Here is a 23,407-nt window from a genome sequence, read left to right as displayed (position 1 = left end):
AAGCTGGCCTTTTCTATAGCAGGATGACACCCTAATTTACGGTGCCGGATGCCCCCAGGGAATGATCGGCACGGCGCTCAGCGCATTTTTCGGCGAACCATCAACGACTTTATCGGAATAGCTCAGATAAATAAGGGCGTTGCGTTTCTCATCGTAGAACCGAACCACCTGAAGCTTTTTAAACACCAGTGATGTCCGTTTCTGAAAAACAACTTCCCCCTTATCTTTCGCTTGTTTAATTTTGTCACTCAGTTCAATCGGCCCGACCTGCTGACAGGAAATCGCAGCATCAGAAGTATCTTCCGCCAGACCCAGCCCGCCCTTAATACCGCCGGTTTTTGCACGGCTGATATAACAGGTTACATTTTTAATATCAGGATCATCAAAGGCCTCGACCACGATCTTGTGATCCGGACCGAACAGTTTAAAGACCGTATCTACCGACCCCACCTGCTCTGCATGCGCAGCACCAGAACAAAAAACAAACATCCCAAAAACAAAAATCCAACACTTTTTCATTAAGTTACTCCACGTCATAAGCATGACGTTGTTTTCTATAGAAACCCCATTCAGAAAGCGTTTATTCACACTTTCAGAGTGAAATACTCTGTAACACCCGCAAATAGCACAGATAGCCAAAAAATTCTTAAGAAGTCTTATCTCGAAAAAGTTGCTATTATGCCGACCATCATTCTGTGCATTTATCTTAGCTCAACGAGGACGATCTATGGATCAAGCAGGAATCATTCGTGACCTTCTTAGCTGGTTAGAAACCCATTTAGACCAGCCTTTGTCACTCGACAATGTCGCAGCCAAGGCTGGCTATTCCAAGTGGCACCTGCAGCGCATGTTTAAAGATGTCACCAATAACGCTATTGGCGCATACATACGCGCACGTCGTCTCTCTAAAGCGGCCGTCGCACTTCGTCTCACCAGCCGCCCGATTTTAGATATCGCCCTGCAATACCGTTTTGACTCTCAACAAACGTTTACCCGGGCCTTTAAAAAACAGTTTGCCCAGACGCCTGCGCTGTATCGCCGTGCTGAAGACTGGCATTCGTTCGGCATTTGTCCGCCGATCCGTCTCGGTGCTTTCATTCTGCCGCAGCCTGAGTATATCTCACTGCCGGAACAACACCTGATTGGGATGACGCAGAGTTACGCCTGTACGCTGGAGCAAATTACCACGTACCGTAACGAGATGCGCCGTCACTTCTGGCGCCAGTACATTGGTGAAGCGAAAACCCTGCCGCCAGTCCTCTACGGCCTGCACCATTCGCGTCCAAGTCAGGAAAAGGATGATGAGCAGGAAGTCATGTACACCACGGCGCTGGAACCGAATCATTTGCCGGAAAACGTTGAAGGTCAGCCGATTGTGTTACAAGAAGGGGAATATGCCATGTTCCACTACAGTGGCACGCCTGAGCATTTGCAGGAATTCATTCTGACCTTGTACAGCACCTGTCTGCCGACCCTGAAACTGACGCGCAGAAAGGGACAGGACATCGAACGCTTCTACACCAACGGCCGGGCGCCGGGTACGACGCCGACCGAAATAGAATGTGATTACCTGATCCCAATCCGCCGCTAACGCCTCTGGCGTTAGCGTTGTAATTCGTCCAAAGCGGGCTGATCCAGATGTGAGATATCGCCCGCTGTTTCCACTATCCAGCCACTCGCCAGCCAGGCGCTTTCCTGATGATCGACTCGCGACAGCGAGCAGTTACGCAACCGCAGACGACGCTCAGCATAAGCAGGCAACCCCAGGATCGTACTGATCAGACTGCCCAGCGCAATGCCATGGCTGACCAGCAGAGGCTTGCTGCCCGCAGGCAGATCCAGACAGCTGTCGAGCGCGGCGCGCATCCGGGTTGCCAGTTCGGTCATGGTTTCACCTTGTGGAATACGCCCTTCCGGCGAACCGTCCACCATCTGCTTACGCCAGATTTCTTCCTGTTCCGTCAGACCATCGAGAATACGCTCTTCGAGTACGCCCATGTGTAACTCCCGCAGGCGCGGTTCGTTGATCACTTCACAGCCACAGGCATCAGCGATAATCTGTGCGGTGTGACGGGTACGCCCCAAATCACTGGTGATAACGTGAGTGATGCCTTCGTTGCGCACACGCTCCGCCACCTGACGGGCCTGAAAAAGACCTTTTTCCGTCAGCGGGCTGTCTGACTGCCCCTGAATACGGCGCGCTGCGTTCCATTCTGTTTCGCCATGACGGACGAGATATACCTGTAACATGAGTGTTTTCCGTTATACTGCGTGAAATTTGCTAAAGGATGCTAAAACTCTATGTACCATGTTGTCGCTGCAACCACTAACCCGGCAAAGATCAAAGCTATCGCCATGGCTTTTGAAGATATTTTCGGCGCTGAGGCATTCCGCATCGAAGGTGTTGACGTCGACAGTGGTGTGCCCAATCAGCCCATCGGCAGCAATGAAACCCGTACCGGAGCGCGTCATCGCGTGATCGGCGCACGTCAGGTTCGCCCGGAAGCTGACTTCTGGGTCGGCGTGGAAGCCGGTATCGAAGACAATATGACGTTCGCCTGGATGGTGATTGAGAACATGCACCAGCGCGGTGAATCCCGCTCAGCCAGCCTGATGTTACCTGAAATCATTTTACAGGGAATCAACCAGGGCAGTGAACTGGGGGATGAGATGGAAAAACTGACGGGTATCGCAGAAGTGAAACGCAAAGGCGGTGCCATTGGCGTGTTTACAGCAGGGAAACTGACCCGCACCAGTGTTTACCATCAGGCGCTGGTACTGGCCTTAGCACCCTTCCATAATGCGGTTTATCAGATAAGATCGCTGACACATTAAATTTACGATCAAAACGGACGCATCAGTCGTCCGTTTTGTCTGCCGAAGATCCCTCCGTCAACAGTTGCTCTCCCAGCCATGCCTTCAGCGGTGCCGGCGCGTTCTTCAGGCCGTTGGAACCGCGCGTAATCGTGGCGATCCCCGCACCTAACTGACTCTTCAGCTCCCGCTGGCTCATCTCCCCGCGCATCAGCTCCTGAATAATCCGCACCCGCGTGCCGAGCGCCGCACGTTCGTCGGGCGTCAGCAGCAGTTGCAAGAGATCCTGATGCAGATTTTCAGCAAAAGATTGCTGTAGCAGTGCCAGAAAGCACTGCCAGTCCTCATTGCCTTGTTGGGAAAGAGCAGGGTCATTGAGCGGTCGTTGAGTCATGTTTGGCTGCCATACTATTGAACTAGTACAGCAGTTTAACATAGACAACCGGCGATCAGTAACGCCTCTGCCATTCGGCATCCGTCAATATTTTGGCGGGTTGATGTAAAAAATAGCGATAAAACGCATCATATGCCAACACATTTTTAACATATCGGCGTGTTTCAGAGAACGGGATGCTTTCGACAAAGGCGACAGAATCGACCCTGCCCGCACTGTTGCCAAGCCAGGTATTCACACGCGAAGGCCCGGCGTTGTAAGCGGCGCTGGCAAGAATACGGTTGCGGCCAAACATCTGATAGACGTATTCCAGATAGCTGGTACCGATAGTGATATTCATCTGCGGATCCAGCAACTGCGCCGGATTGCTGTAACCCTGCAAACTGAACATATCCACCGTGTGCTGCGCGGTGGCAGGCATGACCTGCATCAGACCCGCCGCGCCAACCGGCGAACGGGCTTTAGGATTCCACGCACTTTCCTGACGGGCAATCGCCATCGCATAACTTTGCGTGATGCCTTTATCATTGGTCGCACGGCGGAATTCATCCGGCCAGGCAAGCGGGAAACGTTCTTCCAGATAATCCCACAGCTTGCCGGTGATGGTCGCCTGCACGCTCAGATCCGGCCATTTTTGTTCGAAAGCATAACGTGCCAGCGCCGACTGCTGAGATTCACTGCGGCTGCTCACCAGATAGCTCCACTCGGTGCGCGCCAGATTATCCATCTGCCAGTACATCAGCTCGCGAACGCGCGCCACTTCCGGCAATTTGCCAATGCTGGCATCCGGTCTGGCGGCAACGGAAATCTGCATCGGATACGCGACATTCAGCTTCTGAGCCGCGGCCATCGGATAGAAACCACGCCCTTTCATCAAGGTGCGCAGCATCGCCTCGCCCTGCGTTTTCTGCCCTTTGTCGATCATCACTGAAGCACGCCAGTACTGCCATTCGTCTTCTTGCAGCGCGTCCTGCGGCAAACGTTCCAGCCACTGGCTTAAACCCTGACGGTCACCGGCGGCCAGCGCCATACGGATGCGACGTTCCACCAGCGTGGTGGAATGGCTGCGCAGAATCACGTTATCGCGCCATGCCGCCTGTTCAGAGGTGACATCGCTGCCCATGTAGCGCCAGGCGACAGCCTCTTCCAGTTCAAGACGATCGCTGTCGCTCATCTTCTGCAACCGTGCCAGCACCGGGATCATCGAGCGCGCATTTTCTGAATCATCGCGCGCAATGCGGGCGAACGTAATGCTGGTCGCGTTACGGGTGAAATCGGTCGGCCCTACGCTGCGTGCAAAGCTTTCAATGGTGTTGGGATTGTTTTGCAGCGCCAGCAGCGCATCGCGCATGGTCTGATAATCCGGTGGCAACTGTTTCGCCAGGAAGTTAACCAGGTTGGTATTCCCGGCTTTCATCGCCAGACCGATACGCTGCAATGTGGTCAGCGCGGTTTGATTCCCGGCGCCCTGCCACACGTTGAACAGTTTATCGCAGGTATTCGGCAATGAAGTGCCGGTCAGCCAGATGTCTTTGGCGCCGTCGAAAGCCGTTTTCTGATCGCCGGTCGCCCATTTTGCATAATAGTAGTTACAGCGGGCAGCGACGGGCTTTGGTGGCTGCGGGCTGAAAGAAAGCAGACTGTTCCAGTCCTGACGGCGCGCCAGCTCGTTGACGAAACGAGAAGGCAACGAGCGCGCAGGCGGTAATGTCGGGTTCGCTTTCACAAAAGCGTTGATCTGGGCAGGCGTCGCCTCGCCAAGATCCTGCGTCAGCTGACGGTATTCGAGGTAGGGATAAAGCGGATAATCTTCCAGCGTTGGCATCAGTTGACTGACGACATCCATCTGGTTGCTGTCCCATGCCTGTTTAATCTGCATGTAATGCTGACGCTGTGCGTCGAGGGAATCTGCTTTCGCCACGCCCGAAACCGTCACCAGCAACATGCTCATTGCCAGCGAGTGCCATCTGTCCACCTTGACCATACTTACCTTTATCCTCGCGGGTTGTGTTTCTTGCTGCGCAGACTGCACAGGAATTGCCCTGCAGACGCTCTGAAATTCTTGCCGGAACCGTTATGCGTTATTCAGACCTCGACTACGCTAATCGATTCATTTTTAAAATTGAAGTAATGCCGCCGCGACATCACAAACTTTACACAGTGTGGTGCAAGCAGTGCGCGGTTACCAGACGTGGCCGGACGTTTTTACTTCACGCCTTTACTTTATGCGAGGTAATACCCGCATTATTATTGAGTGAATAACAATATTCTTAGGATTATTCACCATAATAGATAGCTTCCTTACTATCACATAAATAATAAGCCCATAACAAAGCTGATATATATTTACGCTAATTTACATTGATATTTGATTCCTAAACGATTACTAAATGAAAATGCATTAATACGGATAATCTTAAAATTTATATTTCCTTGTTTTTAATGAAAAAAACTATTAAAAGCGAACGTAACAAAGTATTTCTTAACTCAGATCAAAAACCTTCAATACGATTAAATTATCATCTCACTCATATTGTAAAAGCGGTCTTAATATTCTCCGCCATTACATCGGTGAATTAATTAATCAGCGACACTCCTTTACTCGCTTACGGAAAACATTATGAACCATTCATCTAGTGCAGTAAAAACGAATGCCAGCCCTTCTTCTTCAGCACCGCCAGATAACAAAACCTGGTATCAGCTGAGCGGTAAAGAAGCCATGTTACGTCTGGGTACCGGCGAAAATGGTCTGAGCCAGCCGGATGCGACCGAACGTCTGAAAGAATACGGGCCAAATGCATTACCTGAAAAACAAACCAAAAGCGCGCTGATGCGTTTTCTGGCGCACTTCAATGATGTTCTGATTTATATCCTGCTGGCAGCTGCGGTGGTGACCGGCGCAATGGGCCACTGGGTCGATACCTTTGTGATCCTCGGCGTGGCAGTAGTCAACGCGATGATTGGCTTTTTGCAGGAAAACAGCGCAGAGAAGTCACTGAAAAGTATTCAGAATATGCTCTCAAGCCAGGCCGTCGTGCTGCGCGACGGACAGGTGCAAACCATCAATGCCGACCAGCTTGTGCCCGGTGATATCGTGCAACTGCGTCCCGGCGACAAAATTCCGGCTGACCTGCGCATTATCAGCGCCCATAACCTGCAGGTCGAAGAAGCGATCCTCACCGGTGAATCCACCGTTGTGACCAAAAACGCCCATGTGATCGATGGCGAAGTGATGATTGGCGATCGCCACAATCTGCTGTTCTCCGGCACGATGATCAGCGGCGGTACCGCGTCTGGTGTGGTTTATGCCACCGGTAAAGACACTGAACTCGGCCACATCAATCAGATGATGTCGGCGATTAAGCCGCAGCGTACGCCGCTGTTGCAGCAAATCGACAAACTGGGCAAAGGCATTTTCGCCCTGATTTTACTGATGATGGCGTTCCTGTTCGTCTTCGCTTTCATCCTGCGTGATATGCCACTCGGCGAGCTGCTGTTGTCGCTGATTAGCCTGGCTGTCGCCTCGGTGCCGGAAGGTTTACCGGCCATTATCTCGATTATTCTCTCCCTGGGCGTTCAGTCGATGGCACGTAATCACGCCATTATCCGTAAGCTGCCGACTGTCGAAACCCTGGGTTCCATGACCGTGATCTGCTCGGATAAAACCGGCACGCTCACCATGAATGAAATGACCGTCAAGGCCGTGATCCTGGCAGACCGCGTCTATAACGTCGAAGGCGAAAGCTACCAGCCGAAAGGCCGCATCGTTGACGCGCAAACGCACAAACAGGTCGATGTGATCAACACGCCAGTGCTCAATACCTTCATCACCGCCGTGGATCTGTGTAACGACAGCCAGCTGATGCAGGACGATAAAGGCCACTGGGGCGTCACCGGCGGACCCACGTCCGGCGCCCTGAAAGTGCTGGCAGCCAAATCGAATCTGAACACCGGCAAGGTCGAGCCGCTGGATAAAATTCCGTTCGATTCCAAACACAAATACATGTCTACCCTGCAACGCATTGACGGCAAAACGCAGTTGTTCCTGACCGGCGCACCGGATGTTCTGTTCTCGCTGGCTAAATTTGAGCTGACTGAAAACGGCATCACCCCTTTCCGCCGCGCATACTGGGAAGAAGAAATGGCGCGCTATGCCCGTCAGGGTCTGCGCATGGTCGCAGCGGCGTTTAAAGATGAGCCAGAGATCAACGGCGATTTGGATCATGATGATTTGCAGGACGGTCTGATCTTCGCCGGTATTGCCGGGATGATGGATCCACCGCGTCCCGAAGCGATTGACGCCATTGCGCAGTGCCAGCAGGCCGGGATCCGCGTGAAAATGATCACCGGTGACCACCAGGAAACGGCGATGGCTATCGGTAAAATGCTAGGCATCGGTAACAGCGGCGACTCCATCACCGGCTACCAGCTGGAGCACATGGATGACACCGAGCTGGCGATTGCCGCCAGTCAGTACGATATTTTCGCCCGAACCAGCCCTGAGCATAAGCTGCGTCTGGTAAAAGCGTTACAGGATACCGGTGAAGTGGTGGGCATGACCGGCGATGGCGTGAACGATGCGCCCGCGCTGAAACAAGCCGACGTCGGCATCGCGATGGGCATCAAAGGGACAGAAGTCACCAAAGAAGCGGCTGACATGGTGCTTACCGATGACAACTTTGCGACGATTGCCAGTGCGGTGAAAGAAGGACGTCGGGTATACGACAACCTCAAGAAAACGATTCTGTTTATTTTACCGACTAACCTCGCGCAGGGGCTGCTGATCATCCTGGCGATTCTGGCCGGCGCGGTCATTCCGCTCACTCCGGTGCAGATCTTATGGATGAACATGGCCACCTCGACCACACTCTCTTTCGGTCTGGCCTTCGAGCCAGCGGAGAAAGGCATGATGCGTCGCGCACCGCGCGCACCGGGTCAGCACGTTCTCGACCTGTACTCTGTTTGGCGAATCGCTTTCGTGGGGATTCTGATCGCCTGCAGCGCCTTTATCCTCGAAGCCTGGATGCAGCCGCGTGGCTACAGCAGCGATCTTATCCGCACCGTGCTGTTGCAGACGCTGGTCACCGCGCAGTGGGTGTACATGTTTAACTGCCGCGTCATGGACCGTTTCCCGCTGACCCGCGAAGTGTTCGTCAACAAAGGTCTGTGGATTGTCTCCGGCGTATTACTGGTGTTGCAGCTGGCGCTGATTTACCTGCCGGTGATGAACAACCTGTTCGGCACCGTGCCAATGCCACTGAAATTCTGGGGAATTACGCTGGTGGTCGGTGCGATGATCTTCGTTATCGTCGAAATCGAAAAATGGCTGGTTAACCGCTACATCCGCAAAAAAGTCTGACCTTAATGCAACCTGCCGGGCTATATTCTGTAGCCCGGTTTTTTTTGTCATAAAAGTAACATATTCAAATAATTCAGCCTCACCGGCGCTCATTTCGTCTCAAATTTCACACAAAACATCCCAAAGCCCGTACAACTGATTTACATCAACCCGCCCCCGACTTATTACTCTGCCCAAGGGTATTCCCGGCGCACAGCCATTTCAGCTTCCCCGCTCACCGGCGATTTTCAGGACACTACCCGATAGATCCTCAGCAGTTTCATAAAAACGAGCTCTTTCTGCGCAAGCAGAACCACATAGAGCCAAAAATAGGTAACTCACGATGTCATCGCTCATTGTAGATAAGTGCTTTTACACACAGCTGGCATTGCAGTCACTTTTGCAACTCAACGGACAACATCAGAAAGACATTCTTTCGCTAAAGGACATTACTGAGCTGCAAACTGCCTGCAAGTCTCTGACACCTGAAATCATCTTTGTAAATGAAGACTGCTTTATGTCGGATGTGCAGGCGGGCCTGGCGTTAAAAGCCGTGATCAACGCCCATCCCGGCACACTGTTTTTTGTGTTTATTTCCAAAGATAACCTGAATTACCAGAACTATGTCCCGATCCGCCACAACGTCATCATTGTGTCGAAATCGATCCGCACGACCACTATCTATCAGCTTATCGCCCATAACCTGCAAATCTCACGTGCGATAGAAATCGGGGTTCCGTTAGATCTCACTCCGGTCAGCCTGAGCCGCACCGAGTTCAGCATTCTGAAAATGTGGATGTCAGGGCTGGATACGCTGAACATTTCACAGCATCTGAATATCAAACAAAAAACCGTCGCATCGCACAAAGGCAATATTAAGCGCAAGGTCAAAACACACAACAAACAGGCGATTTATCATGTGGTTAAACTCACAGACATTCTGACTTCCGGTATGTTTGTTGGCCGCCCTCACCCTCTGCGCCCCGCCAGTGAATCCGGAGAAATCGCCCTGACTGCCGGTTAAATACTGACTGCCTGACACTGCGCCAGCAACATTCTCGTCTTACTGTGAAGCTGATGGTTGGGAACACGACTGAAACACGCTAAACTTGCCGGTCGGAACCCTTATCAGTCATGCCGCAGTCAGGCGGGGCTGGCTTAATTCGCCGCAGCGCCCGTTGGATCAACCTGTTCTGATCCGGCACACACGCACGGCCCGCAGAGAAAGAGGCTCAAAACAACGTGGCTCAATACGTATATTCCATGCATCGCCTCGGCAAAGTTGTTCCGCCGAAGCGTCATATTCTTAAGAACATCTCCCTGAGTTTCTTCCCTGGCGCCAAAATCGGTGTTCTGGGTCTGAACGGTTCAGGTAAATCCACGCTGCTGCGCATCATGGCCGGTATCGATACCGACATCGAAGGTGAAGCACGCCCGCAACCCGACCTGAAAATCGGCTATCTGCCGCAGGAACCGCAGCTGAACATGGAACACACCGTGCGTGAGTCCGTGGAAGAAGCCGTTTCTGAAGTCGTTGGCGCGTTAAAACGCCTTGATGAGGTGTACACGCTGTACGCCGATCCGGAGGCTGATTTCGATAAACTGGCTGCCGAACAAGGTCGTCTGGAAGAGATCATTCAGGCGCATGACGGCCACAACCTGAACAGCCAGCTGGAACGCGCCGCCGATGCGCTGCGTCTGGCCGACTGGGATGCGAAAGTCGCCACCCTGTCCGGGGGTGAACGCCGCCGTGTGGCATTGTGCCGCCTGCTTCTGGAAAAACCAGACATGCTGCTGCTCGACGAACCGACCAACCACCTGGATGCAGAATCCGTGGCCTGGCTGGAACGCTTCCTGCACGACTTCGAAGGCACCGTTGTGGCGATCACGCATGACCGTTACTTCCTCGATAACGTTGCCGGATGGATCCTGGAGCTTGACCGCGGTGAAGGTATTCCGTGGGAAGGTAACTACTCCAGCTGGCTGGAACAGAAAGATGAACGTCTGGCGCAGGAAGCCTCTTCTGAAGCCGCTCGTCGTAAATCTATCGAGAAAGAGCTGGAATGGGTACGTCAGGGCGCGAAAGGCCGTCAGTCTAAGGGCAAGGCCCGTCTGGCACGCTTTGAAGAGCTGAACAGCACCGAATACCAGAAACGTAACGAAACCAACGAACTGTTTATTCCACCGGGTCCGCGCCTGGGCGATAAAGTCGTTGAAGTAAAAAACCTGAGCAAATCGTACGGCGATCGCGTTCTGATCGACGATTTGTCCTTCACCGTGCCGAAAGGCGCGATCGTCGGGATCATCGGTCCGAACGGTGCGGGTAAATCCACGCTGTTCCGCATGATGTCGGGTCAGGAACAACCAAACGGCGGCACGATTGAGCTGGGCGATACCGTGAAACTGGCCTCCGTGGATCAGTTCCGTGATTCCATGGACAACAGCAAAACCGTGTGGGAAGAAGTCTCCGGCGGTCAGGACATCATGCGTATCGGCACTACCGAAATGCCAAGCCGTGCCTACGTCGGCCGCTTCAACTTCAAAGGTGTTGATCAGGGCAAACGCGTCGGCGAACTGTCCGGCGGTGAGCGTGGTCGTCTGCATCTGGCGAAACTGCTGCAGGTTGGCGGTAACATGTTGCTGCTCGATGAACCGACCAACGATCTCGACATTGAAACCCTGCGCGCACTGGAAAACGCCTTGCTGGAGTTCCCGGGCTGCGCCATGGTCATTTCCCATGACCGCTGGTTCCTTGACCGTATCGCGACCCACATCCTCGATTATCAGGATGAAGGTAAAGTCGAATTCTTCGAAGGTAACTTCACCGAATACGAAGAATATAAAAAACGTACGTTGGGTGCTGAAGCGTTAGAGCCGAAGCGCATCAAATACAAGAAAATCATCAAGTAATCTTTTAACTGATGTCTCTGAGGCCCGGAAACGGGCCTTTTTTATGCCATCAATCCACTGCCCCTATCCTGCCAGCGCCTCACTGTAACTCTTTGCAAAACCGTATTCTTCCAGCATGAACTCAATAAAACAGGCCAGCGCCGGTGAATTCAGTTTTCGCCCCGGATAGACCAGATACAAATCATTTCCTTCGGCTTCCCACGCCGGCAGCACGCGCACCAGCGTGCCTTCCGCCACTTCGCTGTGACATAAAAACGCCGGCAACAGGGTGATGCCTGCGCCAGCCAGCGCACACTCCCGCGCATACAGCAAATTGTCAGTGGTATGTGCGGAGGGCAGTAACCAGCGGTGATAGGTATCGCCGCGATGCAGCACCCATTCCGACCAGGCGCGGTGTGCGATGCAATGATGCGCCGCCAACTGCTGCGGTGACTCCAGCACCGGATGCCGGGCAAGGTACGCCGGAGACGCCAGCAGATAGCGCGGACAATGTCCCAGTTCACGGCCAATCAGTGAGGAATCCTGCGGTTTGCCGGTGCGCAGCGCAATGTCGAACCCTTCCTGCACCAGATCGACCATGGCATCGGATACCGACACTTCCAGCGACACATCCGGATAACGTTTCTGGAATTCGACGTTCATGCGCGCCAGCAACGTCGCGCCAAGACCTGCCGGGCTGGTGATGCGCAATCGCCCGCTCGGGTTATCACGCAAACGGCGGATCGCCAGTTCCGCCCTTTCGCTGGCCTGCATCATTTCCTGACAGTGGATCAGATAGCGTTCCCCGGCGAAGGTCAGATTCAGCTGGCGCGTGGTGCGGTTAAGCAACCGCAGGCCAACGGATTTCTCCAGCTGGCTGATGCGCTGGCTGACGCTGGATTTCGGTAAACCGGCACGTTTGGCTGCCTGAGTGAAACTGCCGCATTCCGCCACCAGCGCGAACAGCGCCATGTCCTGCAATTGTTTAAACATGATTGTTCACCTGAGACGAACACGTTGTTAGTTATTGTCCATCTTATCAGCTTGCCGCATCAGGGCTAGACTGTCTGTATACCCGAAGCAATAAATGGAGAAATTCTGATGTCCGTAAAAGCAATCGCAGTGAACCCGCAGGATCCGGCCCGTTTTATCGCCGTCGAATTACCCCAACCCGTCGCAAAAGATCACGACCTGCTGGTGGAAGTGAAAGCCGTGTCGATCAATCCGGTCGATACCAAAGTGCATAAGGGCGTGCAAAAAAGCGGCCTGGACGCGCCAAAAGTGCTGGGCTGGGATGCCAGCGGCATTGTGAAAGCCGTCGGCAGCGCGGTGAAAAACATCAACGTCGGTGATGAAGTCTGGTACGCCGGGGACATCACCCGCTCCGGCAGCAACGCGACTGAACAGCTGATCGACTCACGTATTGTTTCCGTCAAACCGAAAAGCCTGAACTGGGCCGAAGCCGCCGCCATGCCTCTGACCGCGCTGACCGCGTGGGAAGCGCTGTTCGAACATCTGAACATTCAGAATGCCTCCGAAGACAAAACGCTGCTGATCATCGGTGGTGCTGGCGGTGTCGGATCGCTGGCGATCCCGTTCGCGTCGCTGCGCAGCAAAGTGAAAGTCATTGCCACCGCCTCGCGTGCCGAGTCGGCCAAATGGTGTCTGGATCGCGGTGCGGATCTGACCGTGAATTACAAAGATCTGAAAAGTGAACTGGCGAAACACGGTATCAAACAGGTGGATTTCATTCTTTGCCTGAACGATACCGACGGACACTGGGCGGCGATTTCCGATCTGATCGCGCCGATGGGCCACATCTGTACCATCGTCGAAAATGAACACCCTCTGGACATGAACACGCTGAAGCTGAAAAGCGCCGCCCTGCACTGGGAACTGATGTACACCCGCAGCATGTTCAACACACCGGATATCGCGCAACAGGGCGAAATCCTGAAGCAGGTCGCCGCACTGGTTGATGAAGGGAAAGTGCAGACCACATTGAGCGATACGCTTCACGGGCTGAGCGTTGAGAGTATCGAAGCGGCGCATGCGAAAGTCCTGGATGGACACATGCAGGGGAAAGTGGTCGTCGCGTTTTAAACCGGCCCTTCTGAAATACCCAAAGCCGTCACCTCTGTGACGGCTTTCTTTTTTGGGCGCATATTCCCGAAACGCTGGCGGCTATTCTCCGTCGTCGACCTTCTGCCATCGGGCATCCGGATCAAACGCGACTATCACCCGCGCCGCGGCATCAGTGTCTGCCCCTAAATCCTGCTGATAAACTTCGCCCTGCTGATTAATTATAAAACTGGTGATACCGGTATGCCCGTAACTCACCGGCCAGGCGATCAGCGCGAAACCTTTCGTCATCTTGCCATTGTCGATATAACTATAAGCCCCGCCGCTGGCGCTGGCACCCTGCGCGGTAAGAATACGGAAATAATAACCATGGTAGTCAGACCCCGGCTGTTCGCCGCCAAAGGCAGGGCCGAGCGGGCTGGGTGCTTCGCCCTCTTTTACCGGCCAGTACAAACCATCGTGCTGCCCGTCCGTGCTGATAAACCGTTGGGCATACTGCCCGGCGCTCTGCTGGAACGCGTGCTGCGCATCGGCATAAGCCGCGACGGCCTGAAGGGTGGAAAGCTCGTTGCGCCCGATGGTCCGCGTTGCAATTTCAGCCGCACCGGCCACCATATCGAAGGACCAGCCCTGAGCCGTTTGCTTTATCGGTATCGGCAACTGCCAGCTTTCCGTGCCGACGTTCAGATGGGCCACATCGCCCTGTTTCACCATCGTATGGCTGACTTTCCAGTCGCGCAGGAATCGGGCGACTTCTTCAGGATCGACATCTTTTTGCGGCAGATAGCGCTGCCAGTCATCACCCAGAAGTTGCTTCAGAGCGGCATCATCGTGCCTGCTCACGGCATCCACCAGTGCCTCTGCAGCCTGCTCCGGCTGCGGAAAAGATTGCTGAGCGAATACGCAAAGAGGGAGCATCAGCGCACCGGCAGAAATCAGAAGACGGCTACATATTTTCATTACCTTTCCTCAAAAGTTAGCGCCGCTGAAAATGATGGGCTTCCGCACCGGCAGATCGCTCAGGCAGGGAGTCACGCATCTGGTGACGGCTTCTGTCACCGCGCGCCTGTTGCTGCTGCCACGACGGCCCGCGGCTGGAATTCCCGCTGAAGGCTGAACTGCGCGTCATGTCGCCCCCCTGACGCAGATTCCCGCTGCGCTGAGACAGCGCCTGTTGCCCGGAAAACGCCGGATGAGAGGGCGAGTTATGCTGCGGCAACTGGCGGCCGGAAATGTGATGGCTGTCGGAGGCGACACCTTGTCTTGCAGGCGGGACCGAACGGGGTGATGCGTGCGTTTGCCCGGACGTAAATCCCGGACGGCTGTTCATTACCGAAGCCGCCTGCTGGCGACGTTGATCCAGCGGCTGATTTTGCACACCGCCGTTGTTACGCCCCACCGCATTGCCGTCAAAACCACGGTAATTATTACGTTGTGCGGCATTATTCAGCGCACGGTTCTGCGTGGCCCCGCTCAGGTTTGCCGTGCGAGGTGGCACACCATTGTTGAAAGCGGCATTGTGCTGCCAGCCCGCTGTGGCTGGTGAACCCGGATGATTCACCACATTGTTGTTATTGCCGGATATGCGGTTGTAATTATTAACGTTAACGTTGACGTAATTATTCGGCGATCCGCCATGGTGGCCGTCGTCGTGGTGATCATCATGGTGGTCATCGTGATGATCGTCATCCCAGTCGATGCTGCCGAAAATAGCATAGGTCGCGGCCACACCCACTCCGAATCCGACCCCGGAAACCACACCGTTCACGAACTGCTGCCCCGGCGGTGGCGGCAGATAGACCGGCGGATAAGCCGGTGTCGGCCATGCGCCATACACCACATTCGGGTTGTAGCTCGGCACGTAAACCACCTGCGGATCAGCAGATTCGATAATGATGGTTTGCTGCGCCGGTGCGCTTTTCACCACGGTAGTGCCGCTGGCTGATGCGGCGGGTTTTACCGTGACTTTCTGCTGCGGCGTGCTTTTCAGCGCCCCGCTCTTTTGCGCCACCTGACGAAATTTCTGCACGGTGTCCATCACGTCTGCCGGTTGCGCCAGAAATGCGTCCCCGAGGTTTTGCACCCACGCGGGATCTTCACCCATCAGCGCCAGCAATTGCGGAAACGCCACCAGCGATTTCACACTCGGATCCCACGGTTCATTCGCCACCTGAGTGACGGCGGCGTCGCCCTGACTTTGCGGATGGTCGCGTGACCATTGCACCGCCTGAATGACGTTAGTGGGATACGTGGAGGCCATCAAAACCTGTGAAAGCAGGCTGTCAGGATAAAGCGCCACGGGGGCGACCCACTGGTCAAGCTGGGCCTGAGTAAAGGCCGCAGGAGCGGGGGCCGGAACAGCAGCAGTTGCGGGTTGTGCGACAGGGGCAGACGGCGCCGGAACCGTGGTATCGGCCTGACTGCTGACCGGAAGCCAGCCTTGCATAAACATTACGCTGGCGAGCGCAAACGCGCCTGCGCTGCACAATACTGCGATACCCCAGGGCTTGAATGATAAATTCATTCGGATCACCTTAAAAAGCCTCTGCCGGAATGAGAGGCACAATGAATGAGTATAATCGGACAAATAAAACTCAACGGCCGTCACTGTATTTTTATTCATGGAGGGGACTTACGCATAAAATGCGTATTCAATGAGGGCAAAAATGATTTGCGTTCAATCAGTTGAATTCACTCAGGATTTACTTTACCCCTGTTACAAATTGAATGATTAAAAAAATAACCCGCTGTAATTAAATGACTTTATTGATAATTATAAAATATATAAATTAACCAAAGCATTCATGAAGAGAATGTTTATAGGAATAAGCGCCATAAAAAATGCCTGTCCGGCAGAACAGGCATTTTCATTTTTCAGGACAAGGGCTGATGAAGGGTTCAGGATCCGGCAGGCTGATTTAACCGGCTGGTATCCGCCGCCAGCATGTTCTGTACCAGTTCAATACATTCCAGAAAACGCTGATCATAATCTGACGATTCAACGTGAACGTAATCCAAATTGTTTTGTTTCAGCATATCGATAAGCAGATTTTGAAATGACATACGGTCTGTCGTGCTGCCCAGACTGCGCAGGCCATCAGCGACCCACGGCGTATTATTTTCCAGCAGGATCACCAGATCGAATTTGTATTCGTCCATCAGCGCCTGCACAAACGGGTGTTCGCGGCCTTCGTACTTTACACAAAACGCCTGCGTGGTCAGAAAATCGGTATCAATAAACGCGACCTTGTTGGCATATTTCACCGCGAAATCGATGTACTGCGCCTGGCCGAGCGCGATTTTGTCGTAATCAGAATATTGCAGCGCCATCTCGTCACCGCCAAGATGTGAGAAAACATAGTCGCGGCCATATTCCCAGGCGCTGGTGGTGTTGAAGATATTGGCTAACTTATTGACCAGCGTAGATTTTCCACTGGATTCACCGCCCAGCACTGCCACTGTGCGCACGAAGAACGGCTTCACTTCCGTCGGAATATAATCCCAGTAGCGGAACGGATCCTGACGGATCTGGCGGCCACTGATATTCATAAATGAACGTTTCGGGTCGATCAGCACCGTTTCAATACCGAGGTGCTCACGGTACTGCGGCGCATCCCCTTCTTCGCTGGAATAAATGGTATTGGGTTCAATGCCTTTCTGGCTCATGAACTCCTTGATACCGCGCCCCCAGACATCCCAGCCATGCGGATACGGCTCCATCCCCTCTTCATTAAAGGCATGAATATGAATGTTTTTTTGATATTTGAAGGTCTGAAGCAACCAGCGCAGCCGATCGCTGACCGTCGGTTGCTGAGACATCGAACTGTTCTCAAACAGCTCGCGATCGCGCGGCTCATCAAAGCCCATGATGATGTGCAGTTCGTCGACCTGACTACAGGCTCGCTGGATCAGATAAATATGGCCGGTGTGCAGCGGATAAAACTTGCCGAACACCACGCCGATATTCTTTTCGCGACGGGGAAACTCAAGGTCAAGGAAGCGGTGCAGCGCCTCCAGCTTTTGTGCGCTGGGGCTTTTTATCTTTGCATTCAATAGCTGGCTGAGATAACCCTTGGTCATTCCGCTCGCTTCGGCCACCTGCTGTAAGGTGCGTCCCTGTTGCTTGATGGCGGTTTTAAGATAATCGAACTGAGACATACCCTGTCCTTATGTTTTTTTTACTAAACAAAAAATAGCACAAAGCCGGACAGGATTCACACTCAAAAACCGTTACAAATCGTCGAGGATCGCCAGCGCGTCGGCCAGTTTTTTGACCCCAAACACCTGCATCCCGGCAGGCACTTTTTTCGGCACATTCGCGTGCGGCACAATAGCGCGTTTGAACCCGTGCTTTGCCGCCTCGGTAATGCGTTCCTGGCCGCTCGGCACCGGACGAATTTCTCCCGCCAGGCCGACTTCGCCAAACACCACCAAATCATGCGGCAAAGGACGATCGCGCAGGCTCGACACCAGCGAAAGCAGCAGCGCCAGATCGGCACTGGTTTCAGTCACTTTCACCCCGCCGACCACGTTCACGAAAACGTCCTGATCGGCCATCTGCAAACCGCCGTGACGGTGCAGGACGGCCAGCAAAATGGCCAGACGGTTCTGCTCCAGCCCTACCGCCACGCGACGCGGATTGCCCATCATCGAATGATCGACCAGCGCCTGCACCTCCACCAGCAGCGGCCGGGTGCCTTCCCACAGCACCATAACGGAGCTGCCGGAGGTAATTTCATCGCCACGGCTGAGGAAGATAGCCGAAGGGTTACTGACTTCGCGCAAACCCTGTTCGGTCATGGCAAAAACACCGAGCTCATTCACCGCACCGAAGCGGTTTTTGTGGCTGCGCAAGGTTCGGAAACGCGAATCCGCATCGCCGTCGAGCAGCACGGAACAGTCGATACAGTGCTCAAGCACTTTCGGGCCAGCCAGTGAGCCGTCTTTGGTTACGTGCCCCACCATCACGATCGCCACCCCGCGCGTTTTAGCAAAGCGGGTCAGATACGCCGCCGTTTCACGCACCTGCGCCACGGTGCCGGGCGACGACTGGATATCCGCCATGTGCATCACCTGAATGGAGTCGATCACCATCAGCTTCGGCTTTTCGACATCCGCAATTTCACAAATTTGCTCGATGCTGGTTTCCGACAGCATGTTCATATTCGCCGTCGGTAAACCCAGGCGGTGCGCGCGCATCGCCACCTGTTGCAGGGATTCCTCACCGGTAACGTACAGGGTTTTCATGTTTTCGCTGAGGTGACACAAAATTTGCAGCAACAGCGTACTTTTACCGGCGCCGGGGTTGCCGCCAATCAGAATCGCACTGCCCGGCACCACACCGCCGCCCAGCACGCGGTCAAACTCTTTAAAACCGGTGCTGAAACGCGGAAGTTCGTCGAGGCTGATGTCGGAAAGTTTCTGCACGCGGCTGACGCCCGCATCGCCTGCGTAGCCGGTCAGGCGCTCATTGCGCGCCACGGTCGGAGAAGCCGCCAAACGGATTTCAGTAATGCTGTTCCAGGCCTGACAGGCACTACACTGCCCTTGCCAGCGCGGATAATCTGCGCCACATTCATTACACACAAATGCACGTTTTGCTGCTTTTGCCACAACTAACCTCTTCAATTAAATAATGAATACTCTTCCGTTACGCTTACCTGAGTAAGATTCGGGTGAGTGATCGCATGCATCCTGAAATCAGGATTGACTGCCGCTGAGAATACACAGCACGCCAAGCAAATCCGCATGACGGATGCACACTGCCGCCTGTTCGTAGACTTTCGGTTTAGCGTGATAGGCAATACCCATGCCCGCGACGGCCATCATTTTCAGATCGTTGGCGCCGTCGCCAATGGCAATGGTTTGTTCGTGAGGAATTTCCAGTTTCTCGGCCAGTTTCAGCAGAGTGTCGGCTTTATATTGCGCATCGACAATCGGGCCAATCACGCGGCCTGTCAGCTTGCCGTCACGAATCTCCAGCTCGTTCGCCGCCACATCCACCAGGTTCAGGCGGTCACGCAGGTATTCCGCGTAATAGGTAAAACCGCCGGACGCGATGGCTACGTGCCAGCCCGCTTCCTGCAAACGCTGCACCATGACCGTCAGGCCCGGCATCAGCGGCAACGTGTCACGCACCTGTTGCAGAATGCTGGCATCAGCATCCCTGAGCGTGGCGACGCGCTGACGCAGGCTGGCCGAGAAATCCAGCTCGCCGCGCATGGCGCGTTCAGTCACTTCAGACACCTGCTCACCGACGCCCGCCAGTTTGGCAATTTCGTCGATGCATTCAATCTCTATCGCGGTAGAATCCATGTCCATGACCAGCAGCCCCGGCACGCGCAGGTAAGGCACTTTGCCCAGCTGAGTCACATCAAATTCGAAGGATTCCGCCAGTTTCTGCACGTCAGCGGTAAGTGAACCGGCCAGGCGCACCACCTGATAACCTTCCACCGCCCACGCGCTGACAATCACTAACGCGCGGCCTAACTGACGCTGGAACTGCGTAATGCTGATTTTATCGAGTTTTCTACCGTAGAGGAGCCACCCGGTATGTCCCGCCCGGTAATCCAGCGGCATCACTTCATCACCGCTCAATGAAAGGGGAAGTCCCGGCCATTGGTGGATCTCCGCAGGAAGATCGCAATAGGTCAGACTGTTTGGCATGATTACTCCGGTAGATTATTAAAAAATAAGTGACTAAAACGGTAGAAAAGGCAGAGATGCCGCCGATAAAACGACGCATCAAGCTACCTTATCGCCAGCGCTTCTGGCAACATTAAACTCATCGAAAAACGCAAGGAAACGGAATGGCAAAGGCCAAACTCAAATTTCGCCTGCACCGCGCTGCTATCGTATTGATTAGCCTGGCGTTGTTAGTCATTCTTATGCAAGGCGCGTCCTATTTCAGCCTCGGGCATCAGCTCGCCCGATCCACGCAGGTCGAGCAACTGGCGCAAACGCTGGCCAAACAGGTGGCATTTTCTCTCGCGCCGCTGATGGACAGCGACAATGATGGCGCGGATATCGCGCAGATTTCCACTATTTTGAGTCAGCTTACCGATGAAAGTCGCATTCTCGACGCCAGCGTTTACGAATCCGACGGCACTCTGGTGGCGCATGCCGGTGAACAGGTGCCGGTTCGCGACCGCTTGTCACTGGATGGCAAACGCGCGGGCAGCTACTTCAATCATCAGATTGTGGTGCCGATAGAAGATAAGAACGGGCCGAGCGGCTTTTTACGCATCACGCTGGATACGCACGTACTGGCGACGGAGTCCAAACAGGTGGATAACACCACCAATCTGCTGCGTCTGATGATGCTGGCCGCGCTGGGTGTCGGCATCATTCTCGCCCGCACGCTGTTGCAGGGCCGCCGTTCGCGCTGGCAACAGTCTCCGTTCCTGCTGACGGCCAGTAAACCGGTGAAAGAAGATGATGAACCGGAAGAAGAAACCCCCGAAGAGTTCGGCCCGCCGCCGACGCTGAACCTCACCGAACCCGACGCCGAGGTGGCCCCGGCCAGACCCGCGACCGAAGCGCAAACCAAAGAAGCCGCACAGGCCGCTTACCGCAGTCTGAAACGCAGCAAACCGAAGTGATTCAGGCCAGCCGCTGAACAGGCCCTGTTAATCCTTCCACCTGCGCCAGCATTTCGCTGGCCAGTTGACGAAACTCAAGACTGATGGCGGCATCGTTTTGCACTTTCCGCCAGAATTCCTGTGCCCATGCCTGCGCATTCAACCACTTCGCTTTCGACACCAGAGGGTCGAGCGTTAATGGCGCGGCTTCACGACGCATCGCACCGGCATTTGTCGGCGCATAAGCCATCGGTAACATGTCATACACCGGCGATATCGTAAGAGATTGTTTTAAAGGATCAATGGCAGGATCGATAAATGACAGATTTCCCTGATGCATATCGCTGTTGGCAATCAGCTTGCCGAAGGCATAAATTTGCTCAATTTTCTCCAGCGTCGGGGCGGTAATAATCTTGTTCCTGCGTAACTGCTGTGCGGTCGCAAACCAGTTGCTGTTGCCGCCGCCAAATACTGCCGAAACGGCTTCAAGCGATACCATCCCGCAGCGCCCGCGCACACCTTTCCGGTCAAACCGTTCAACCTCAAGGAAGACCTCGCCGTGTCTTCCGGTAAAGATTTCGGCCGTCGCAGCCGGGATCCCCACGTTTTGCAGTACCTGTAATGCGTGGGCTTCCGCACGCAGCAAATCCCCCCAGCGGCGGGCATTTTCATTGGCTGGTGCAGGGGAGAATTTTACTAAAACCCGGGAGGCTTCCCGATCGGTATGTTCTGCGTAGCAGCTGAATTTAGGCTGCTCGCCACCCGCAGATGAGCCGACCTCCTCTCCGGCCAGACTTCTCTGCGCCAGATTTTCATAGACCTGAATTTTGTCTTCACAAGAAACGGGAATATCGTCCTGCTTATGAAACCATCTCTGATACGCGGTTTCTCCGATGACAAAGTTCCCGACCGTGTCATCGCCCGCTCTTGCCAGCGCCACCAGCGTCTGGGATTCGGTCCACTTTTTAATGTCATCAGGAAAATGCAGTGCGGCGTTAATATCACGCCCCCACGCCCGGCCTAAAAAACCCTGGGGCCGCATATCGGTAACAAACCACGGCAGGCCGTCAAAAGTGAGCGACTGACCGTTGACCGTCTCCACCGCGTAACTTTCACCCGGCCAGATTGAATACAAGGTGCCGGCATTCACGGCATTCCCGGCCTCATTAATCTGGTACAACGGGAAGCGCCACTGGTTATCCAGCGGACGCGGCAGAATGTAGCGGGTCGAGCGGCTTTGCCCGATTTTGACAATTTCAGGTGTTTTAGTCAGCCGTCTGGAAAGCGTTGACTGATTGATGTGCAGGCGTTCGGTGATCTCTTTCGCCGTCAGACTGCCCTGACGCAGTAAATCCACAAGTTCAGACATGAGCAGCTCAGTGATGAATAGAAAAATGCATAGCTAATAGCATAGATATAAAATGAAAATAAATCGATATATCCTGATGATATAAAGTCAGAGATGCAAAAAATCACCCTAAAGCGCATAGCAAAACGGGCACCTTTCGGTGCCCGTTTTTGGTTCTGCAGAGGGGGCAGTATTTATTCTTTATCGCCCAGCAGAACGGATTCCAGCGCGATTTCGATCATGTCGTTGAAGGTCGTCTGACGTTCGGCGGCAGTGGTCTGTTCGTGCGTACGGATATGGTCGGAAACGGTACAGATGGTCAGCGCTTTTGCACCGAATTCTGCTGCCACGCCGTAGATACCGGCGGCTTCCATTTCCACACCCAGAATGCCGTATTTTTCCATCACGTCGAACATTTGCGGGTCTGGCGTGTAGAACAGGTCTGCGGAGAAGATGTTACCGACGCGTGCGTTGATGCCTTTGGCTTTCGCAGCATCAGCGGCGTTGCGCACCATGTCGTAATCGGCGATAGCCGCGTAGTCATGGTCTTTAAAACGCATGCGGTTCACTTTGGAATCGGTACAGGCACCCATGCCGATAACGATGTCGCGCAGTTTGATGTCGGCACGCACTGCGCCACAAGAACCCACGCGAATGATTTTCTTCACGCCGAATTCCGTGATCAGCTCTTTGGCATAAATAGAGCAGGAAGGAATGCCCATGCCGTGGCCCATCACGGAGATTTTGCGGCCTTTGTAAGTGCCGGTGAAACCCAACATGCCACGCACGTCGTTCACCTGCTTAACGTCCTGAAGGAAAGTTTCCGCGATGTGCTTGGCGCGCAGCGGATCCCCAGGCATCAGCACTACGTCAGCGAAGTCGCCCATTTCAGCATTAATGTGTGGAGTTGCCATCTTCTTATTCCTTTTCAGCGAGGTGTCATATTCATCATAAAAACGCGG

The 23,407-nt window shown here is 54.0% G+C and carries 19 protein-coding genes; 7 read left to right on the top strand and 12 right to left on the bottom strand.

Features of this window, described 5'->3' with window-relative positions:
• Positions 1 to 36: 36 nt before the first annotated feature.
• Complete coding sequence (creA, locus tag J1779_RS00505) at positions 37 to 519, bottom strand: protein CreA (RefSeq protein WP_056776733.1); 483 nt, start codon at positions 517 to 519, stop codon at positions 37 to 39.
• 208 nt (positions 520 to 727) lie between these two features.
• Here creA and robA point away from each other — a divergent pair, with 208 nt between their 5' ends.
• On the top strand, positions 728 to 1,591 hold the full coding sequence (gene robA, locus J1779_RS00500; protein ID WP_056776728.1) for an MDR efflux pump AcrAB transcriptional activator RobA: 864 nt from the start codon (positions 728 to 730) through the stop codon (positions 1,589 to 1,591).
• 11 nt (positions 1,592 to 1,602) lie between these two features.
• Here the strand turns inward: robA and gpmB are convergent, their stop codons facing one another.
• Positions 1,603 to 2,250, bottom strand: a complete 648-nt coding sequence (gene gpmB, locus J1779_RS00495) for a 2,3-diphosphoglycerate-dependent phosphoglycerate mutase GpmB (protein ID WP_056776725.1) — start codon at positions 2,248 to 2,250, stop codon at positions 1,603 to 1,605.
• Positions 2,251 to 2,301: 51 nt separating this feature from the next.
• Between gpmB and yjjX the strand changes: the two genes are divergently transcribed.
• Positions 2,302 to 2,835, top strand: a complete 534-nt coding sequence (gene yjjX / locus J1779_RS00490; protein WP_056776720.1) for an inosine/xanthosine triphosphatase — start codon at positions 2,302 to 2,304, stop codon at positions 2,833 to 2,835.
• Positions 2,836 to 2,857: 22 nt separating this feature from the next.
• Here the strand turns inward: yjjX and trpR are convergent, their stop codons facing one another.
• Positions 2,858 to 3,208 carry a trp operon repressor gene (gene trpR / locus J1779_RS00485; RefSeq protein WP_056776717.1) on the bottom strand — a complete coding sequence of 117 codons (351 nt, stop codon included), beginning with the start codon at positions 3,206 to 3,208 and terminating at the stop codon, positions 2,858 to 2,860.
• 55 nt (positions 3,209 to 3,263) lie between these two features.
• Positions 3,264 to 5,192, bottom strand: a complete 1,929-nt coding sequence (gene sltY / locus J1779_RS00480) for a murein transglycosylase (protein WP_056776714.1) — start codon at positions 5,190 to 5,192, stop codon at positions 3,264 to 3,266.
• 636 nt (positions 5,193 to 5,828) lie between these two features.
• On the opposite strand from sltY, the gene J1779_RS00475 reads away from it, so the two are divergent.
• The 3 genes from J1779_RS00475 (at position 5,829) to ettA (ending at position 11,456) form a co-directional block, all read left to right on the top strand.
• Entirely contained in the window at positions 5,829 to 8,567 is a 2,739-nt protein-coding gene (locus tag J1779_RS00475; RefSeq protein ID WP_217202565.1) for a cation-transporting P-type ATPase, read from the top strand.
• Between the two features lie 322 nt (positions 8,568 to 8,889).
• Positions 8,890 to 9,570 (top strand): transcriptional regulator RcsA, encoded by a 681-nt coding sequence (gene rcsA, locus J1779_RS00470; RefSeq protein WP_056776706.1) that lies wholly within the window; start codon positions 8,890 to 8,892, stop codon positions 9,568 to 9,570.
• A 218-nt stretch (positions 9,571 to 9,788) separates the two neighbouring features.
• Positions 9,789 to 11,456: an energy-dependent translational throttle protein EttA gene (gene ettA, locus J1779_RS00465; RefSeq protein ID WP_072158104.1), complete on the top strand. Its 1,668-nt coding sequence runs from the start codon at positions 9,789 to 9,791 to the stop codon at positions 11,454 to 11,456.
• Positions 11,457 to 11,519: 63 nt separating this feature from the next.
• Here ettA and J1779_RS00460 read toward each other — a convergent pair whose 3' ends face one another.
• The gene (locus J1779_RS00460) at positions 11,520 to 12,428 is read right to left on the bottom strand and encodes a LysR family transcriptional regulator (RefSeq protein WP_217202564.1); all 909 of its coding nucleotides are present in this window, start codon (positions 12,426 to 12,428) and stop codon (positions 11,520 to 11,522) included.
• A gap of 108 nt (positions 12,429 to 12,536) precedes the next feature.
• Here J1779_RS00460 and J1779_RS00455 point away from each other — a divergent pair, with 108 nt between their 5' ends.
• The gene (locus J1779_RS00455) at positions 12,537 to 13,538 is read left to right on the top strand and encodes a zinc-binding alcohol dehydrogenase family protein (RefSeq protein WP_122094242.1); all 1,002 of its coding nucleotides are present in this window, start codon (positions 12,537 to 12,539) and stop codon (positions 13,536 to 13,538) included.
• Positions 13,539 to 13,619: 81 nt separating this feature from the next.
• On the opposite strand, the gene J1779_RS00450 is transcribed toward J1779_RS00455, so the two are convergent.
• The 5 genes from J1779_RS00450 to serB form a co-directional block, all read right to left on the bottom strand.
• Positions 13,620 to 14,477 (bottom strand): DUF2950 domain-containing protein, encoded by an 858-nt coding sequence (locus J1779_RS00450; RefSeq protein WP_217202563.1) that lies wholly within the window; start codon positions 14,475 to 14,477, stop codon positions 13,620 to 13,622.
• Between the two features lie 16 nt (positions 14,478 to 14,493).
• Positions 14,494 to 16,041, bottom strand: coding sequence for a DUF3300 domain-containing protein (locus J1779_RS00445; protein WP_217202562.1), 1,548 nt, complete (start codon positions 16,039 to 16,041; stop codon positions 14,494 to 14,496).
• A 374-nt stretch (positions 16,042 to 16,415) separates the two neighbouring features.
• Positions 16,416 to 17,675: a multifunctional transcriptional regulator/nicotinamide-nucleotide adenylyltransferase/ribosylnicotinamide kinase NadR gene (nadR, locus tag J1779_RS00440; protein ID WP_217202561.1), complete on the bottom strand. Its 1,260-nt coding sequence runs from the start codon at positions 17,673 to 17,675 to the stop codon at positions 16,416 to 16,418.
• 72 nt (positions 17,676 to 17,747) lie between these two features.
• On the bottom strand, positions 17,748 to 19,130 hold the full coding sequence (radA, locus tag J1779_RS00435) for a DNA repair protein RadA (protein WP_056776681.1): 1,383 nt from the start codon (positions 19,128 to 19,130) through the stop codon (positions 17,748 to 17,750).
• Positions 19,131 to 19,217: 87 nt separating this feature from the next.
• Positions 19,218 to 20,183, bottom strand: a complete 966-nt coding sequence (gene serB, locus J1779_RS00430) for a phosphoserine phosphatase (protein WP_056776678.1) — start codon at positions 20,181 to 20,183, stop codon at positions 19,218 to 19,220.
• Positions 20,184 to 20,326: 143 nt separating this feature from the next.
• Between serB and J1779_RS00425 the strand changes: the two genes are divergently transcribed.
• Complete coding sequence (locus tag J1779_RS00425; RefSeq protein ID WP_056776675.1) at positions 20,327 to 21,118, top strand: YtjB family periplasmic protein; 792 nt, start codon at positions 20,327 to 20,329, stop codon at positions 21,116 to 21,118.
• A 1-nt stretch (position 21,119) separates the two neighbouring features.
• On the opposite strand, the gene yjjJ is transcribed toward J1779_RS00425, so the two are convergent.
• Complete coding sequence (yjjJ, locus tag J1779_RS00420; RefSeq protein ID WP_217202560.1) at positions 21,120 to 22,466, bottom strand: type II toxin-antitoxin system HipA family toxin YjjJ; 1,347 nt, start codon at positions 22,464 to 22,466, stop codon at positions 21,120 to 21,122.
• 173 nt (positions 22,467 to 22,639) lie between these two features.
• Positions 22,640 to 23,359, bottom strand: coding sequence for a purine-nucleoside phosphorylase (gene deoD / locus J1779_RS00415; RefSeq protein WP_013577098.1), 720 nt, complete (start codon positions 23,357 to 23,359; stop codon positions 22,640 to 22,642).
• Between the last annotated feature and the right edge of the window lie 48 nt (positions 23,360 to 23,407).

The organism is Rahnella rivi (assembly GCF_019049655.1).
Classification (GTDB): Bacteria; Pseudomonadota; Gammaproteobacteria; order Enterobacterales; family Enterobacteriaceae; genus Rahnella; species Rahnella rivi.
This window is presented reverse-complemented; position numbering and strand designations above follow the sequence as displayed.

Coding starts and splice junctions, on each gene's coding strand:
- yjjJ (WP_217202560.1), bottom strand. CDS start 22,466: ATGTCTGAACTTGTGGATTTACTGCGTCAGGGCAGTCTGACGGCGAAA.
- J1779_RS00450 (WP_217202563.1), bottom strand. CDS start 14,477: ATGAAAATATGTAGCCGTCTTCTGATTTCTGCCGGTGCGCTGATGCTC.
- gpmB (WP_056776725.1), bottom strand. CDS start 2,250: ATGTTACAGGTATATCTCGTCCGTCATGGCGAAACAGAATGGAACGCA.
- J1779_RS00445 (WP_217202562.1), bottom strand. CDS start 16,041: ATGAATTTATCATTCAAGCCCTGGGGTATCGCAGTATTGTGCAGCGCA.
- J1779_RS00425 (WP_056776675.1), top strand. CDS start 20,327: ATGGCAAAGGCCAAACTCAAATTTCGCCTGCACCGCGCTGCTATCGTA.
- J1779_RS00455 (WP_122094242.1), top strand. CDS start 12,537: ATGTCCGTAAAAGCAATCGCAGTGAACCCGCAGGATCCGGCCCGTTTT.
- J1779_RS00460 (WP_217202564.1), bottom strand. CDS start 12,428: ATGTTTAAACAATTGCAGGACATGGCGCTGTTCGCGCTGGTGGCGGAA.
- rcsA (WP_056776706.1), top strand. CDS start 8,890: ATGTCATCGCTCATTGTAGATAAGTGCTTTTACACACAGCTGGCATTG.
- yjjX (WP_056776720.1), top strand. CDS start 2,302: ATGTACCATGTTGTCGCTGCAACCACTAACCCGGCAAAGATCAAAGCT.
- trpR (WP_056776717.1), bottom strand. CDS start 3,208: ATGACTCAACGACCGCTCAATGACCCTGCTCTTTCCCAACAAGGCAAT.
- nadR (WP_217202561.1), bottom strand. CDS start 17,675: ATGTCTCAGTTCGATTATCTTAAAACCGCCATCAAGCAACAGGGACGC.
- J1779_RS00475 (WP_217202565.1), top strand. CDS start 5,829: ATGAACCATTCATCTAGTGCAGTAAAAACGAATGCCAGCCCTTCTTCT.
- sltY (WP_056776714.1), bottom strand. CDS start 5,192: ATGGTCAAGGTGGACAGATGGCACTCGCTGGCAATGAGCATGTTGCTG.
- serB (WP_056776678.1), bottom strand. CDS start 20,183: ATGCCAAACAGTCTGACCTATTGCGATCTTCCTGCGGAGATCCACCAA.
- creA (WP_056776733.1), bottom strand. CDS start 519: ATGAAAAAGTGTTGGATTTTTGTTTTTGGGATGTTTGTTTTTTGTTCT.
- robA (WP_056776728.1), top strand. CDS start 728: ATGGATCAAGCAGGAATCATTCGTGACCTTCTTAGCTGGTTAGAAACC.
- deoD (WP_013577098.1), bottom strand. CDS start 23,359: ATGGCAACTCCACACATTAATGCTGAAATGGGCGACTTCGCTGACGTA.